This is a genomic window from Telluria sp. Soil_C_11, from assembly GCF_057657395.1.
Genome location: NZ_JBDGIN010000001.1, coordinates 118,688 through 134,122, shown reverse-complemented (window position 1 = coordinate 134,122; position 15,435 = coordinate 118,688). Strand labels below are relative to the sequence as shown.

Sequence of the window (15,435 nt, the reverse complement as noted above, 5' to 3'; positions counted from 1 at the left end):
ATTAGCTGGCTTCAGGCTGAAAAAAAGGGAAGCACGAATGCTTCCCTTCTTCAATGGGCCGCGCAAACGCGGCTCACGCTCTGCTTACTGGCGCGTATCGACCTGGATCAGCGGTTCCTGGACCGGCGGCGGGGCAAGCTTGCGGGTGCGGCCGAGACGGACCGGCTGCTGGGCCTGAGCGGCCGCTTCCTGGGCGGCGCGCAGCTTTTCCGGATCGGTCGAGGCCAGTTGCAGGCCGGCCTGGGCCAGCACTTCACCCAGATCGGCCTGGGCGGCAGCCGGAGCCGGGGCGGACGTCTGGACCGGCGCCGACGGAACCGGCGCGACCGGCGCCGGCATCACGACCGGCTGCGGCGCAGGAACAGCGGCTTCGACCGGAGCCGGGGCCGGCGCCGGTGCGGCTGGAGCAGCCGGAGCAGCCGGCGCCTGGGCGGCAGCGCTGCGGGCAGCCGCTTCGGCGACCGATTGCGCGGTCGGGAAGGGCCATGCACCCTGGCTCGACGCCTTCGCGGTCTCGGCAGCGGCTTGGGCAGCGGCGGCTTGCAGCGCGGAGGCGGCGGCCTGCTCGGCACGCGCCTGGGCGGCGGCTTGCTCGGCGGCAGCTTGCTCAGCTGCAGCCCTGTCGGCAGCGGCTTTCACCGAAGCAGCGGTCGGGAAGGGCCACGGACCCGGGGCGGCAGCTTTGGCCGGCTTGGCGCCTTTCGATTTCGCAACCTTCGACTCGGCCTGGAACTTGGCGGCTTCCTCGTCGGCGACCGGCGCGAAGGCCGGTGCGCCTTCTTCTGCGCCTTCGTTCTCGGCCATCTCGGCCTGGTCACGGTCGCGGCGGTTACGGTTGCGGCCGCCACGACGGCGACGGCGGCGCGGCTCGTCGCCACCTTCGGTCTCGGCTTCCTCGCCGTTCGGGCCGATCGCGGTGACCGTCTTCACGACTTGTTCCTGGATGATTTCCTGTTCGCCATTCGGGCCGGCCGTCGCGATCGTCACGCTGGTCGCGGCGGTGGCCTGGACCACGTTCAGTTCATCGGACTTCGCTTCCACGACCTGGGTACGCTCGGTACGCTCAGTACGCTCACGCGGCTGGCGCGGCTGGCGTTCCGCACGCTCGGCACGGTCCGGGCGCTCGCCACGTTCGGCGCGCGCGGCCGGCTGGCCTTGCGCCTCGACCGTCTCGCGGGTCTCGCGGCCTTCGCGCGGCTCGCGCTGTTCACGCGGCTTGCGCGGCGGGCGTGCCGGTTTGCCCTCGGCATCCGCCGGCTTGGCGGTGTCGTCCAGCGATGCGCCTTTCGCGACCTGTTCGCGGTCCTCGCGCTCGCGGCCCTTGCCGGCGCCAGTGCCGTTGCGTCCGCCACGGCCATTGCGCTGCTGGCCGCGACCGGCACGCTCGCCGCGTTCGGCAGCTGCCGGTGCCGGTTCAGCCGGCTTGACGGGCGCTGCCGCCGGAGCGGGTGCCGGGGTCACGGCGACCGGACGGCCGAAGAAGAAATTGCGCAGCTTGGCGAAGAAACCTTCTTCCGCCGGCGCAGGAGCCGGAGCGGCAGCAGCGGCAGGCGCGGCGGCCGGAGCAGCCTCGGCCTTGACCGGTTCGCGGCGGTCGACCATCGGCGCCGGCTGGGCCGGGGTGATGGTCTTGACCACGGCTTCCTGGCGCGGCTTGGCTTCTTCCTTCTGGCGCTTGGCGTAGGCCATGTCGGTTTCGGCCGACTCGGCCAGCGTGTAGCTGGAGGCGGCGTCTTCCAGGCGCGGATCGTCGTGCTTGATGCGCTCGAGTTTGTAGTGCGGGGTCTCGAGGTGCTTGTTCGGGATCAGGATGACCGTGATGCGGTGGCGGTTCTCGATCTTCAGCACTTCGCCGCGCTTTTCGTTCAACAGGAACGCGGCGACGTCGACCGGAACCTGGACGTGGATCGCGGCCGAGTTTTCCTTCATCGCCTCTTCCTGGATGATGCGCAGCACCTGCAGGGCGGACGATTCGGTATCGCGGATGTGGCCGGTGCCCGAGCAGCGCGGGCAGGTCACGTGCGAGCCTTCCGACAGCGACGGACGCAGGCGCTGGCGCGAAAGCTCCATTAAGCCGAACCGCGAAATCTTGCCCATCTGGACGCGTGCACGGTCATGGTGCAGGGCATCCTTCAGGCGCTGCTCGACTTCGCGCTGGTTCTTGGCGACTTCCATGTCGATGAAGTCGATCACGATCAGGCCGCCCAGGTCGCGCAGGCGCAGCTGGCGGGCCACTTCGTCGGCCGCTTCGCAGTTGGTGTTGAAGGCGGTGGTCTCGATGTCCGAACCGCGGGTGGCGCGGGCCGAGTTGACGTCGATGGAGACCAGGGCTTCGGTGTGGTCGATCACGATCGCGCCGCCCGACGGCAGCGGGACGGTACGCGAATACGCGGTCTCGATCTGGTGTTCGATCTGGAAGCGCGAGAACAGGGGAACGTCGTCGGTGTAGCGTTTCACGCGGTGCGCCATGTCGGGCATCACGTGGCTCATGAACTGCTGGGCCTGGTCGAAGATCTCGTCGGTGTCGATCAGGACTTCGCCGATGTCAGGCTGGAAATAATCGCGGATGGCGCGGATGACGAGGGAGGATTCCTGGTAGATCAGGAAGGGGCCGGGGGCCGACTTGCCGGCGCCTTCGATCGCGCGCCAGAGTTGCATCAGGTAATTCAGGTCCCACTGGAGCTCTTCGACCGTGCGGCCGATACCGGCGGTACGGGCAATCACCGACATGCCTTGCGGCAGGTCCAGCTTGTCCATGGTCTCGCGCAGTTCCTGGCGTTCTTCGCCTTCGACCCGGCGCGAGACGCCGCCGCCACGCGGATTATTCGGCATCAGGACCAGGTAGCGGCCAGCCAGCGAAATGAAGGAGGTCAGCGCCGCGCCCTTGTTGCCGCGTTCCTCTTTCTCGACCTGGACCATGATTTCCTGGCCTTCGCGCAGCGCTTCCTTGATGGTGCAATTGCGGACGTCGACGCCATCGCGGAAATAGGAACGGGCGACTTCTTTGAAGGGGAGGAAACCATGGCGGTCTTCGCCGTAGCTGACGAAGCAAGCTTCGAGGGAGGGTTCGATGCGGGTGATGACACCTTTGTAGATATTCGATTTGCGCTGTTCGCGACCAGCGGTTTCGATATCGATGTCGATCAGTTTTTGGCCGTCGACAATCGCTACGCGCAGCTCCTCTTGCTGCGTAGCGTTAAACAACATACGTTTCATTTTTATTAACTCCGCGACCCTGAGGCCGTAGTAGATACAGGGATGTACGCGGGGAGGGGAGTGTTGGCGGTGGTATGCCCGGGGCGTGGCACGGCATTGCCGGCCACAGGGCGCAAATGGCATCGAACGTCATTGTCGCGCGCACGCCGCAACCTTGTTTGGCCAGCGCGGCCCGGTCAGGGCGGCGCAGGGGCCTTCGGGCGGGTGCAAAAAGCGACCACAGCCAAACCAGGGCGGCCGTATCGGGATCCTGGACCAGGCGATCTATCAGCCTTGGCCTGCAAGTTCTCGCGACAAAGCCTGCCGGAACCATGGACAACCTGCGATCGGCACGATTTCCAGGTTCCTTACATCGGGTCGGGCGAAAACGACAAGCGTTATCGACGCCATCACCCGGCGAGCCAAGCCTGAAGCCGGCTTGCCGGTACTTATCCTTACGATTCCAAACAATCCAATCCTGCAGTCCTGTGCGCTACCCGATTACAACTGCGGTGCAACCCTGATATCCGCGCAAGACTGTGCGTACACGTTTTGTCATCTCACCAAACCTGCTGCGCGTCGCATTGCCGGCCTGCGATGCTCGCCGTACCGTCGTACAGCTGCGCTTCTCGACCGACACTGCTTCCGCTCGCTACGGTTTTGTAAGATTCCTTCTTTTCTTCATCGAATTCGCATTTTTGCGGGGCCGATGAAGACGCCCCTGTGTAAAATATCGTTTTAATTCTTACACCAGCAGAGGTTTGACCGCCGCCTGTCGATTATATATTCAAAATGAAGGACTTAGAGAGAAATTCTGTCCAGCTTGTAACAATCGTCGAAGAAGAGGCTGGACAGCGCATCGACAATTACCTGCTGCGTGTCTGTAAAGGTGTCCCAAAAAGCCATATTTACCGCATTCTCCGCTCCGGCGAAGTGCGTGTGAACAAGGGGCGTATCGATCAGTTGTACCGACTGGAAGCCGGCGACGTGGTGCGGATCCCGCCGATCCGCACCGCCGAAAAGGCTGCCGGCAGCGCGCCGGTGCCGGGCGCCGAGTTCGCGATCGTCCATGAGGACAGCCACCTGCTCGTGATCGACAAGCCGGCCGGCGTTGCCGTGCATGGCGGCTCGGGCGTGTCCTATGGCGTCATCGAACAGCTGCGCGCGGCGCGGCCGGATGCCAAGTTCCTGGAACTGGTGCATCGCCTGGACCGGGAAACCTCGGGCTTGCTGTTGTTGGCGAAGAAACGTTCTGCCCTGACCAATTTGCACGAGCAAATGCGCGACGGTAAGACTGACAAGCGCTACCTGACCCTGGTCAGCGGCGACTGGAAGAACCCGCGCCAGCACGTCAAATTGCCCTTGCATAAATTCACGACGCCCGACGGCGAGCGCCGCGTGGTGGTGCAGGCCGGCGGCCAGGAGGCGCACACCGTGTTCAATCTGCGGCGCAAGTGGGAAGGCTTTGCCCTGCTCGAAGCCGAGCTCAAGACCGGGCGCACGCACCAGATCCGCGTGCACCTGGCCTCGAGCGGCTTCCCCATTGCCGGTGACGAGAAATACGGCGATTTTGCATTGAACAAGCAGCTTCAGAAGGCAACCGACACGCGTGGTGCCCTCAAGCGCATGTTCCTGCACGCCTGGCGGATCACCTTCCAGCACCCCGATACCGGCCAGCCGATGACCCTGACGGCGCCGCTGCCGCCGGAGTGCGAGCGTTTCTTGGTAAGCTTGGGGCAACCCGTGAGCAAACACACATAACGAAAGAATGTCCCTTCTGGGGCGAAAAACATGGCACGAAAGCAATTCGATCTGATCGTCTTTGACTGGGACGGCACGCTGATGGACAGCACCGCCACCATTGTCAAATGTATACAGTCGGCCGCCAAGGACCTCGGCCTGAGTGTCCCCAGCGACGCGGCGGCCGCGCACGTGATCGGGCTCGGACTGTCGGAGGCCATGCAGGCAGTCATGCCGGACATCGATCCGGCACTGTATCCGCGCATGGTGGAGCGATATCGCTACCATTTCCTGACAAAAGACCACGAACTGGTGCTGTTCAAGGGCGTTCCCGCCATGCTGGAAGAGCTCTCGCAGCTCGGCTATTTCCTGGCGGTCGCCACTGGCAAGAGCCGGGTTGGCCTGAACCGTGCGCTGAACGCCTGCCGCCTGCTGTCGACCTTCGATGCGACCCGTTGCGCGGACGAGACATTTTCCAAACCCCACCCTGCAATGTTGCAAGAATTGACAAGGGAGCTGGGGCAGGACATGCGCCGTACCGTTATGATCGGCGACACAACACATGACTTGCTTATGGCCAACAATGCGGGTGCTTCGGGGATTGCGGTCGAGTACGGCGCGCATCCTGTGCAGCAACTGCAGGCATGTCACCCGATCTTCACCGCAAAGAACGTGCCTGAGCTCCACCAGTGGCTGATCGAGAACGCATGAGCGACGCCGGAGAAGTTTTCATCTGCGGCGCCGATGCGCTGGTCGACGGCGGCACCGGCGTGCGCTTTCCCGTGCTGGCCTTCGGCGAGGAAGCAACCGGCTTCGTGGTGCGCCATGGCGGCAAGGTCTACGGCTATCTGAACCGCTGCGCCCATGTTCCCATCGAACTGGACTGGTTCCAGGGTGAATTCTTCGAGTCGAGCAAGCTGTACCTGATGTGTTCGACGCACGGCGCGATCTATGTGCCCGAAACCGGCCTCTGCGCCGGCGGCCCTTGCCGGGGCGGCAGGCTGCGCCCGATCGCCGTGCGTGAATCCGGGGATGGCGTCTACTGGCAGCCGGACCAGCATTTCCAGCCGCCGAAGTAAATCAAGCAAATATTTATGAGCGAAAACTACAGGAACGAGAATCAGAACGCGAACGACGCTAGCGGCGGGCCACTGCGCAACTGGGAACGCGACACCCTGGAGCGGCTCGTGTTCGCCACGGTGCGCGAACAGCGGGCCGCGCGGCGCTGGGGAATCTTCTTCAAACTATCCTTCTTGTTGCTGGCATTTTTCGCGATCTGGGCGTATTTTGACTTTAACTTCAACGGATCGGATATCGAATCGCTGGGCCGCCACACCGCCCTGATCGAAATCGACGGCACCATCGACGACGAAGGCAGCGGCGCTGCCGATACCGTGATCCCGTCGCTGAACAAGGCGTTCTCGGACGCCGGCTCGGCCGCGGTAGTGCTGCGCATCAATAGCCCAGGCGGCAGTCCAGTGCAGGCCGGGATCATCGTCGACGAGATCCAGCGCCTCAAGAAGGGCTACCCGAACAAGCCGCTGTACGTGGTCGTGGACGAGATCTGCGCCTCGGGCGGTTATTACATCGCGGCGGTGGCCGACAAGATCTATGTCAACAAGGCCAGCATCGTCGGCTCGGTCGGCGTGCTGATGGACGGCTTCGGCTTCACCGGCCTGATGGACAAGCTGGGGGTCGAGCGCCGCCTGCTGACGGCGGGCGAGAACAAGGGCTTCCTCGATCCCTTCAGCCCGCAGTCGGACAAGCAGAAACAGCACGCGCTGGCCATGCTCAACGAAATCCACGAGCAATTCATCGCCGTGGTGCGCGCCGGCCGCGGCAAGCGCCTGAAGGAAAACCCGGAAATCTTCTCCGGTCTCTACTGGACCGGCGCCAAGGCCGTCGAGATGGGCCTGGCAGATGGTTTCGGCACCGTCGATACCGTTGCCCGCGACGTGGTGAAGGCCGAGGACATCATCGACTACACCGCCCATGAAGGCTTGCCGGAGCGTGTGCTGAAGAAATTTGGTGCCTCGGTGGGGTCAGGTGCCGTGCATTCGATCTATCGCGGAGCGGTTCCCAGCCTCCGCTGATTTGTATCAATGTACCTTGAAAATTCTGGAAGGTCGGCTATAGTTGTTTTGTAGCTTTCAACTACAGACCCGCATCCGTGCGGTTTAGAGTGAACTCCATTCCTCAGGTTGGACCCCGCAATGGGAGAAAACGACGGCGCAAGCCGTCGTTTTCATTTTGCGGTCAGGCTTTCCTGGCGGTGAAAGCCGCCATCTTCGAGCCAAGCCTGGAAATGGCGTTGGGCTTGGGCATACCAGGCGGCGCGCAGGGGGACATCATGCGTGGAGGAAAAGACATGCGGAATGTCGCCGCCGCGCGTCCAGCGTGCCAGCGCCAGGGCGGTTGGAAACGCCGCGAGATGGTCGGCAGCAACATGACATGCTCCGTTATGTTCTTGTTGGATATGCACTTTTACCTCATTTCTTGGGTTGGGGTTCGATGAACGTTCGTCCTAAGAGCTAGTGAATCGTAGTCTTGCGCTCATCAGTTGTAGGTCGATTCCTAACGCGGTTTCAGTTTAACAACGGGAATCGTTTCCCATTTGACTTGTGTCAAATGTGTTCTTGGCTTGGATTCACACTAGGGAACCAGCTGAGCTTTGCCATACACATCGGTTCTGTTAAAGTCGCGCCCCATGAGCAAACTTTCCCTTGACCGCGTGCTGCAATCCCAGGGCTTCGGCACGCGCAAATACTGCCGCGCCCTGATCGAGGACGGCGACGTCGCGATCGGTGGCGAAGTCCAGACCAGCTACAAAACCACGGTCGAGACCGACAGCCTGGTATTGAGCGTGTTCGACGAGGAATGGGTCTACCGCGAACGCGTCTATATCGCCCTCTACAAGCCGGCCAATTTCGAATGCTCGCGCAAGCCCAGCCACCATCCCGGTGTGCTGACCCTGTTGCCTGAGCAATTTACCTGGCGCGAAGTACAGCCGGTCGGCCGCCTCGACCATGACACCACCGGGCTGCTGCTGATGTCGGACGATGGTCCCTTCATCCACGCCCAATCCTCGCCCAAGCGCCACGTCCCCAAGGTCTACCAGGCGACTACCCAGGAGCCGGTGACCCAGGCCCTGGTCGACCAGTTGCTGGCCGGTGTGCAGCTGCATGACGAACCGGCCCCGCTGGCGGCCCAGACCTGCATCCAGCGCGGCGACCACCAGCTCGAGATCGTGCTGGAGCAGGGCAAGTACCACCAGGTCAAGCGCATGCTGGCGGCGGCGGGCAACCATTGCGTGGCCCTGCACCGGTCGCAGATCGGCGGGCTCACGCTCGACGCGCTCGGCCTCAAGGAAGGGGAGTGGTGTTACCTGGAGCAGGCACAGCTGGATTTGCTGGCGCAAACCTGATCGTTGTCCAGGCGAACGCGGCAGCGACGGACTAGCTGCCGTGCGACGCAAAAGATGCTTTTCCGCGACACTCGCTATCCAGAAGCTTGTCAACAAGATAGCGACACATGCCAACGAATCCTTGCCGAATCCTCCCGCTTTTATCCTTCTTCCTCATCACCCCGGCCCTGGCCCAGCAGGGCGTTCCTGACCTTTCCGGCTGCGCCAGGATCGCGGATGCGAGCCAGCGCCTGGCCTGCTATGACCGCCTCGCCGGCGTTGGCCAGCCTGCCCAGTCCATGCCGGCCGCCGGGGCCGCCCCTTCGGTTGTGCAAGCCGATCCCGAGGTCGAGGCATCGCTCGACCTCTCGCCGGAAAAGACCCGCGGCTTCAGCCTGGCCGATCATTGGGAGCTGGACCAGGCGCACCGGCGCGGCGTCTTCAATTTCCGCCCGCACCATGCGAACTACATGATGGTGACGCGCACCGCGCATCCGAACGACGAGCCCTACCGCCCATTCCGCGATATCGCCGACCTGACCACCGACCTCTCGCATGCGGAGCTGGTATTCCAGCTTGGCTTCAAGACCAAGCTGGTCGAAACCGCTTTCGACAAACCGGTCGACCTGTGGTTCGGCTATACCCAGAACAGTTTCTGGCAGGCCGGCAACCGCCAGGCTTCCAGTCCCTTCCGCGAGACCAATTACCAGCCCGAACTAATGGCGGTGACGCCGTTGAACTTCAATGTGCTGGGCATGCATGCGAGTTTCCTCAACCTGGGCGTGGTACACCAGTCGAATGGCCAGGCGTCGACGCTGTCGCGCAGCTGGAACCGGGTCTATGCGCAGGTCGGCCTGGAACGTGCCGGCTTCACCGTCCTTGGGCGGGTGTGGAAACGCATCAACGAAGCGGCCATCGACGACAATAACCCGGACATCGTCGACTACATGGGCCGCGGCGACCTCGCCGTCACCTACCGCAGCAACGGGTACGACTACTCGGCCCTGCTGCGCCGCAATTTCTCGACCAATCGCGGCGCGGTCCAGCTCAGCTGGGCGTTCCCGCTGGCCGGCCACTTCAAGGGCTATGCGCAATACTTTTCCGGCTACGGCCAGAGCCTGATCGACTACAACTACTACCAGAACGTGCTCGGGCTGGGGCTGCTCGGCACCTTCTAATACAATGTCGGCCAAACTCACTTTGCGCCGCTATGAAACTTGCCACCCTCAATGACGGATCGCGCGACGGCCAGCTGGCCGTCGTCTCGCGTGACCTGAAAACCGCCCACGTCGCCGACGGTATCGCGCCCACACTGCAGGCCGCGCTGGACGACTGGGCCTTCATCGCGCCCCAGCTGGCGGAACTCTACGACCAGCTCAACGCCGGCCGCGCCCGCCGTCCCTTCGACTTCGATCCGGCGCGCTGCATGGCGCCGCTGCCGCGCGCCTACCAGTGGGCGGACGGCTCGGCCTACGTCAACCACGTCGAACTGGTGCGCAAGGCGCGCGGCGCCGAGATGCCCGAATCGTTCTGGGAAGATCCATTGATGTACCAGGGCGGCAGCGACGACTTCCTCGGTCCGATGGACGACATCGTGCTGGCGCGCGAGGAATGGGGCATCGATTTCGAGGCCGAAGTGGCCGTGATCACGGGCGACGTGAAGATGGGCGCGACGCCGGACGACGCCATCGCGCAGATTCGCCTGCTCATGCTGGCCAACGACGTCTCGCTGCGCAACCTGATCCCGCCCGAACTGGCGAAGGGCTTCGGCTTCTTCCAGTCGAAACCGGCAACCGGCTTTTCGCCGGTGGCGGTGACGCCGGACGAGCTGGGCGACAGCTGGCGCGGCGGCAAGGTCCACCTGCCGCTGCGCTCGACCTGGAACGGCCGCCTGATCGGCCAGCCGGAGGCCGGCGTCGACATGGTCTTCAACTTCCCGCAGCTGATCGCCCATCTCTGCAAGACCCGCAACGCGCGCGCCGGCAGCATCGTCGGCTCGGGGACGGTGTCGAACAAGGATGCGTCGAAAGGCTATTCCTGCATCGCCGAGCAGCGCTGCCTGGAGACGATCGAATTCGGCCAGCCGGTCACGCAGTTCATGCGCTTCGGCGACACGATCCGGATCGAGATGCTGGATGAGAAGGGCAAGTCGATTTTCGGGGCGATCGAGCAGAAGGTGGTGCGGCTGGACAGCTAATCGTACCGTTAGCGCGCTAACGTCGTTCCCGCGCTTATTCACTGTCATTCCCGCGCCTATTCACTGTCATTCCCGCGCAGGCGGGAATCCAAGTTCCTTACCGGAGCCGAAGAAGTCTCCGTCCACGCCATCGCCTCTTAAGTCCACCTCGACCGGCCGCGAAATCCTGCGCACCGCATCCGCGAAACGCAGCGTCCCATCCGGCTCATGCACCCGGTACCAGAGAAACGCCACCCCCGACAGGCGCAGCTTCTGGCCCGTGAACAAGGCATCCTTCACGATCGTCATCCCTTCCAGGCGCAGGTCGAAATCCAGCACCAGCATGCCCTCGGTGCGCGCCGCATAGCCCAGGTAGCGCGCGGCGTTGAACAGCGGGCTGCGGTCGCCCGTTTCGCCGGCCCTGAGCGAGTCGATGAAAGCGTCGACGGTCTTCAGCAGTGCTCCGGCGCCCGAAACCAGCGCCGCCAGGCCGCGCTTCTCTTCGCCCTTGGCGGCATCCGCGAGCTTGTCCAGGGCGGCGATCCGCTGCGCCAGCTCGCCGCGCTGCGCCGCCAGCGCGCGCGCGCGCGCGAGCAGGATGGCGTACTGCCTGCCGTCCAGCTCGCCGAGGTAGCCGGAGCCGAGCCCCGCCAGCTTGTCCGGGCAGCGCTGCGACAGCAGCGTCGCAAACAGGCTCCTGGCGCCGTCGCCGTAGGCGATCCCCTGCGCCGAGACGTCGGTCTTGAACAGCGCGGCCAGGTCGGCGCCGGCCTTCATGGTCGCCGGCACCGCCGTGAGCAGGGCAAGGCCGATGGCGGCGGCGCTGCCCTGCGGCGTGTGCGCTTCGATGACTTGCTGCAGTTCCTTGTTCTGCCGGACCAGGTCATCCTTCAGGCGCTCGATGGCGTCGACCACCTGGCGCGCGGCCAGCACGCCCTGGGCGGCCGCCGGCTCGTAGATGACGGCCTTGCGGTCGGCCGGAAGGGCGGCGCAGACTTCGGAGGCCAGCTCGCGCGCGAGGTCGAAAGCCCTGACCAGGCCGGCGGCGCCGAACTGCCGGGTGTCGATGCTGCCCTGGAGCGGCTTGATGGAGGAGGGCGGCAGGCGGGCGAGGAGTTCGGCGCGCTCGGCTTCGGCGATGGCGGCGCGGGCCTCGGCTTCGCGTTGCGCTGTGGCGAGGTCGGCAGTGTCCAGGCCGGCGCCGGCGGAGCAGGGCGCCGCGAGGTTTGAAGCCAGGAACAGGACGAGTGCCACGCAGTGGCCGGCTGCACGGTTTCTTATCATCATCGTCTTACTATCCCGAAATCGAAGCCGCAAGGTTTAGTATTGATCAATGCAGCTTCCGATATTGATAAAATCCACGCTTGAGCTGAGCGCATAGAGGGCATGCTGGATGATTCTGATAACTGGTGGTGCCGGCTTTATCGGTAGTAATTTCGTGTTGGACTGGTTCGAGGGAAGCGATGAGCCGGTGCTCAACCTCGACAAGCTGACCTATGCCGGCAACCCCGACAACCTGGCCAGCCTGCAGGGGCATCCCGGGCATCTGTTCGTCAAAGGCGACATCGGCGATGCCGCGCTGCTCGACCGCCTGCTGAAAGCGCACCGGCCCCGCGCCGTCCTCAACTTTGCAGCGGAAAGCCATGTCGATCGCAGCATCCACGGTCCCGAGGACTTCATCCAGACGAATATCGTCGGGACCTTCCATCTGCTGGAGGCGGTGCGCGGCTACTGGAGCGCCCTGCCGGAACAGGAAAGGGGCAGCTTCCGCTTCCTGCACGTATCGACCGACGAAGTGTATGGCTCGCTGGGCGAGCGTGAACCGCCGTTCCGGGAAACGAACCGTTACGAGCCCAACAGTCCTTATTCGGCAAGCAAGGCGGCCAGCGACCACCTGGTGCGCGCCTACCACCACACCTATGGCTTGCCGGTGCTGACGACCAATTGCTCGAACAATTACGGACCGTATCACTTCCCGGAAAAGCTGATCCCTTTGTGCATCCATCATGCGCTGGCCGGCAAGCCACTGCCGATTTATGGCGACGGCCAGCAGATCCGGGACTGGCTGTACGTGAAGGATCATTGCGCGGCGATCCGGCGCGTGCTGGAAGCGGGCAAGACCGGCGAGGTGTACAACGTCGGCGGCTGGAACGAAAAGACCAACCTGGAGGTCGTGCGGACCCTGTGCGATGTCCTCGATGAGCTCAGCCCGCGCACCGATGGCCAGTCCTACCGGCAGCAGATCGCCTTTGTCGCCGAACGCCCGGGCCACGACCGCCGTTATGCGATCGACGCGAGCAGGCTGGAGCGGGAGCTGGGCTGGCGGCCGCTGGAAACCTTCGACACCGGGATCCGCAAGACGGTGCGCTGGTACCTCGACCACCAGGAATGGGTCAGGAAGGTCACCAGCGGTGCGTATCGCGACTGGGTCGACAGGCAATACGGAGCCTGAAGTGAAGATTCTTCTTACCGGAAAAAACGGCCAGCTCGGCTTCGAACTGCGACGCGCCCTGGCCCCGCTGGGGGAGGTCGCAGCGGTCGGCCATGCGGAGTGCGACCTGGCCGATGCCGGGGCGCTGCGGGCACTGGTGCGCCGTGTCGCTCCGGACGTCATCGTCAACCCGGCCGCCTACACGGCCGTCGACAGGGCCGAGTCCGATGCTGACGCCGCGTTCGCGGTGAACGGGCTGGCGCCCGGCATCCTCGGCGAAGAAGCCGCGCGCCTGGGGGCGCTGGTCGTGCACTATTCGACCGATTATGTTTTCGACGGCGCCAAGGACGGTCCTTATGACGAAGCGGACAGGCCCGCGCCGTGCAGCGTCTACGGCAAGACCAAGCATGCCGGGGAGCAGGCGCTGGCCGCGGCGCACGCGCGTCACCTGATCCTGCGCAGCAGCTGGATACTTGGCGCGCACGGCGGCAATTTTGCCAAGTCGATGCTGCGCCTGGCCGCGGAGCGCGACAGCCTGGGCGTGGTGGCGGACCAGGTCGGTGCACCCACCCCGGCGGCACTGCTGGCCGACGTGAGTGCGCACCTGATCCGGCAATACCGGCGCGAAGGCGCCGATGTTTTTCCCTATGGCACCTATCATGTTGCTGCCTCGGGCGCCACCAGCTGGTACGATTACGCCCGCTTCGTCATCGGCGCGGCGCAGGCGGCCGGCAAGACACTCAGGGTAGGGCCGGAGGCGATCGTGCCGCTGGCGTCCGCGCAATACCCGACCGCGGCCAGGCGACCGGCCAATTCACGGCTCGATACCAGCCTTTTCCGCCGCACCTTCGGCCTGAGGCTGCCGCCATGGCAGGAAGGCGTCGAACAAGTACTTGAGCAAATATTCTAGAGAAGCAAAGAGACGCATGTCCGACTTCACACGAAAAGGCATCATCCTTGCCGGCGGCACCGGTACCCGCCTGTATCCGGTTACCAAAGCCGCCAGCAAGCAATTGATGCCTGTGTATGACAAGCCGATGGTCTACTATCCGCTCAGCACCCTTATGCTGAGCGGCATTCGTGACGTGCTGCTGATCAGCACACCTCATGACGTCTCGCGCTTTGCCGAATTGCTGGGAGACGGCAGCCAGTGGGGAATGCACATCCAGTACGCGGTCCAGCCGTCTCCGGACGGGATTGCACAGGCCTTCATCGTCGGCCGCGATTTCGTGGGGAAGCACCCGAGTGCGCTGGTGCTGGGGGATAACATCTTCTACGGCCACGACCTGGCAAGGCAGCTGCACAACGCTAGCGGGCGTGCCGATGGCGCGACCGTCTTCGCCTACCACGTCAACGATCCGGAGCGCTACGGCGTGGTCGAATTCGACGCCGGCCGACGCGCCATCAGCATCGAAGAAAAGCCAGCGGTGCCGAAATCCCACTATGCGGTGACCGGCCTGTATTTCTACGATCACCAGGTGTGCGATATGGCCGCCCAGCTCAAGCCGTCCGCGCGTGGCGAGCTGGAAATCACGGATGTCAACCGCTGCTATCTCGAGCGCGGTACCCTGGACGTCGAGATCATGGGCCGCGGTTTCGCGTGGCTCGATACCGGCACCCACGACAGCCTGCTGGAAGCGGCCAGCTTCATCGCGACGCTGCAGAAGCGCCAGGGCTTGCAGGTGTCGTGTCCGGAAGAGATCGCTTTTCGCCAGGGCTGGATCAGTGCCGCCGATCTTGAAAAACTGGCAACGCCATTGACAGCCAGCGGTTACGGCCGTTACCTGCTGAACCTGCTGACATAATCCGAGCATGGCTTATACCGTCACGCCAACGGCCATCCCCGACGTACTGGTGCTGGCACCGGCCGTCTTCAGCGATAGCCGCGGTTTCTTTTTCGAAAGCTTCAACGCACGCGATTTCCGCAGTGCTACCGGCCTGCAGGTCGACTTCGTGCAGGACAACCACAGCAGGTCGACAAAAGACGTGCTGCGCGGCCTGCATTACCAGATCCGCCATCCGCAAGGGAAACTGGTGCGCACGGTGCAGGGCGCCGTGTTCGACGTCGCCGTCGACCTGCGCAGATCGTCGCCGACCTTCGGCCAGTGGGCAGGGGAGATCCTCACCGCCGACAACCGCAAGCAGATGTGGGTGCCGCCCGGCTTCGCCCATGGTTTCGTGGTGCTGGGCGAATCGGCGGACATTCTCTACAAGACCACCGATTACTGGCATCCGGAGCACGAACGCAGCCTGTTGTGGAACGATCCGGCCATCGGCATCGCATGGCCGATCGATTTCGTGCCCCAGTTGGCGGCCAAGGATGCCTTGGCCTGCGTGCTGGAGCAGGCTGAGCTGTTCGACTGAAAAAAAGCGGATTTGCCCGGCTTTTCCGCCTATCCATACCCGCCACATCCGGGAATAATTTCCTATTGGATTCCATCCTGCGCGAGCATTGCTCATCGGCATTAAATATGGAAAAAGCGACATGAT

Annotated in this window: 14 protein-coding genes; 11 read left to right on the top strand and 3 right to left on the bottom strand. The window is 63.7% G+C overall.

Annotated features, from left to right (window positions below; all coding sequences use genetic code 11):
* Positions 1–84 precede the first annotated feature (84 nt).
* Positions 85–3,216, bottom strand: a complete 3,132-nt coding sequence (locus AC3A6M_RS00580) for an Rne/Rng family ribonuclease (RefSeq protein ID WP_487850816.1) — start codon at positions 3,214–3,216, stop codon at positions 85–87.
* Between the two features lie 771 nt (positions 3,217–3,987).
* Here AC3A6M_RS00580 and AC3A6M_RS00575 point away from each other — a divergent pair.
* The 4 genes from AC3A6M_RS00575 to AC3A6M_RS00560 are packed head-to-tail and all read left to right on the top strand — an operon-like array spanning position 3,988 to position 7,028.
* Positions 3,988–4,956: an RluA family pseudouridine synthase gene (locus tag AC3A6M_RS00575; RefSeq protein WP_487850815.1), complete on the top strand. Its 969-nt coding sequence runs from the start codon at positions 3,988–3,990 to the stop codon at positions 4,954–4,956.
* A gap of 30 nt (positions 4,957–4,986) precedes the next feature.
* Positions 4,987–5,646, top strand: coding sequence for an HAD-IIIA family hydrolase (locus AC3A6M_RS00570; RefSeq protein WP_487850814.1), 660 nt, complete (start codon positions 4,987–4,989; stop codon positions 5,644–5,646).
* Positions 5,643–6,014, top strand: a complete 372-nt coding sequence (locus tag AC3A6M_RS00565) for a Rieske (2Fe-2S) protein (RefSeq protein WP_487850813.1) — start codon at positions 5,643–5,645, stop codon at positions 6,012–6,014. The genes AC3A6M_RS00570 and AC3A6M_RS00565 overlap by 4 nt, the downstream gene beginning before the upstream one ends.
* 15 nt (positions 6,015–6,029) lie before the next feature.
* Positions 6,030–7,028: a S49 family peptidase gene (locus AC3A6M_RS00560; protein WP_487850812.1), complete on the top strand. Its 999-nt coding sequence runs from the start codon at positions 6,030–6,032 to the stop codon at positions 7,026–7,028.
* A 152-nt stretch (positions 7,029–7,180) separates the two neighbouring features.
* On the opposite strand, the gene AC3A6M_RS00555 is transcribed toward AC3A6M_RS00560, so the two are convergent.
* Positions 7,181–7,417, bottom strand: coding sequence for a hypothetical protein (locus AC3A6M_RS00555; protein WP_487850811.1), 237 nt, complete (start codon positions 7,415–7,417; stop codon positions 7,181–7,183).
* A gap of 225 nt (positions 7,418–7,642) precedes the next feature.
* Between AC3A6M_RS00555 and AC3A6M_RS00550 the strand changes: the two genes are divergently transcribed.
* From AC3A6M_RS00550 to AC3A6M_RS00540, 3 genes are all read left to right on the top strand, one after another.
* Complete coding sequence (locus tag AC3A6M_RS00550; RefSeq protein WP_487850810.1) at positions 7,643–8,359, top strand: pseudouridine synthase; 717 nt, start codon at positions 7,643–7,645, stop codon at positions 8,357–8,359.
* Between the two features lie 107 nt (positions 8,360–8,466).
* Positions 8,467–9,516 carry a phospholipase A gene (locus AC3A6M_RS00545; protein WP_487850809.1) on the top strand — a complete coding sequence of 350 codons (1,050 nt, stop codon included), beginning with the start codon at positions 8,467–8,469 and terminating at the stop codon, positions 9,514–9,516.
* Positions 9,517–9,548: 32 nt separating this feature from the next.
* A complete protein-coding gene (locus tag AC3A6M_RS00540; RefSeq protein WP_487850808.1) occupies positions 9,549–10,535 on the top strand; it encodes a fumarylacetoacetate hydrolase family protein in 987 nt (328 codons plus the stop codon).
* Between the two features lie 66 nt (positions 10,536–10,601).
* Here AC3A6M_RS00540 and AC3A6M_RS00535 read toward each other — a convergent pair whose 3' ends face one another.
* Entirely contained in the window at positions 10,602–11,768 is a 1,167-nt protein-coding gene (locus tag AC3A6M_RS00535; protein ID WP_487850807.1) for a hypothetical protein, read from the bottom strand.
* Between the two features lie 139 nt (positions 11,769–11,907).
* Between AC3A6M_RS00535 and rfbB the strand changes: the two genes are divergently transcribed.
* The 4 genes from rfbB to rfbC are packed head-to-tail and all read left to right on the top strand — an operon-like array spanning position 11,908 to position 15,309.
* A complete protein-coding gene (gene rfbB / locus AC3A6M_RS00530; protein WP_487850806.1) occupies positions 11,908–12,966 on the top strand; it encodes a dTDP-glucose 4,6-dehydratase in 1,059 nt (352 codons plus the stop codon).
* A gap of 1 nt (position 12,967) precedes the next feature.
* Positions 12,968–13,855, top strand: a complete 888-nt coding sequence (gene rfbD, locus AC3A6M_RS00525; RefSeq protein ID WP_487850805.1) for a dTDP-4-dehydrorhamnose reductase — start codon at positions 12,968–12,970, stop codon at positions 13,853–13,855.
* 16 nt (positions 13,856–13,871) lie between these two features.
* A complete protein-coding gene (gene rfbA, locus AC3A6M_RS00520) occupies positions 13,872–14,750 on the top strand; it encodes a glucose-1-phosphate thymidylyltransferase RfbA (protein ID WP_487850804.1) in 879 nt (292 codons plus the stop codon).
* Positions 14,751–14,757: 7 nt separating this feature from the next.
* Positions 14,758–15,309: a dTDP-4-dehydrorhamnose 3,5-epimerase gene (rfbC, locus tag AC3A6M_RS00515; protein ID WP_487850803.1), complete on the top strand. Its 552-nt coding sequence runs from the start codon at positions 14,758–14,760 to the stop codon at positions 15,307–15,309.
* Positions 15,310–15,435 lie beyond the last annotated feature (126 nt).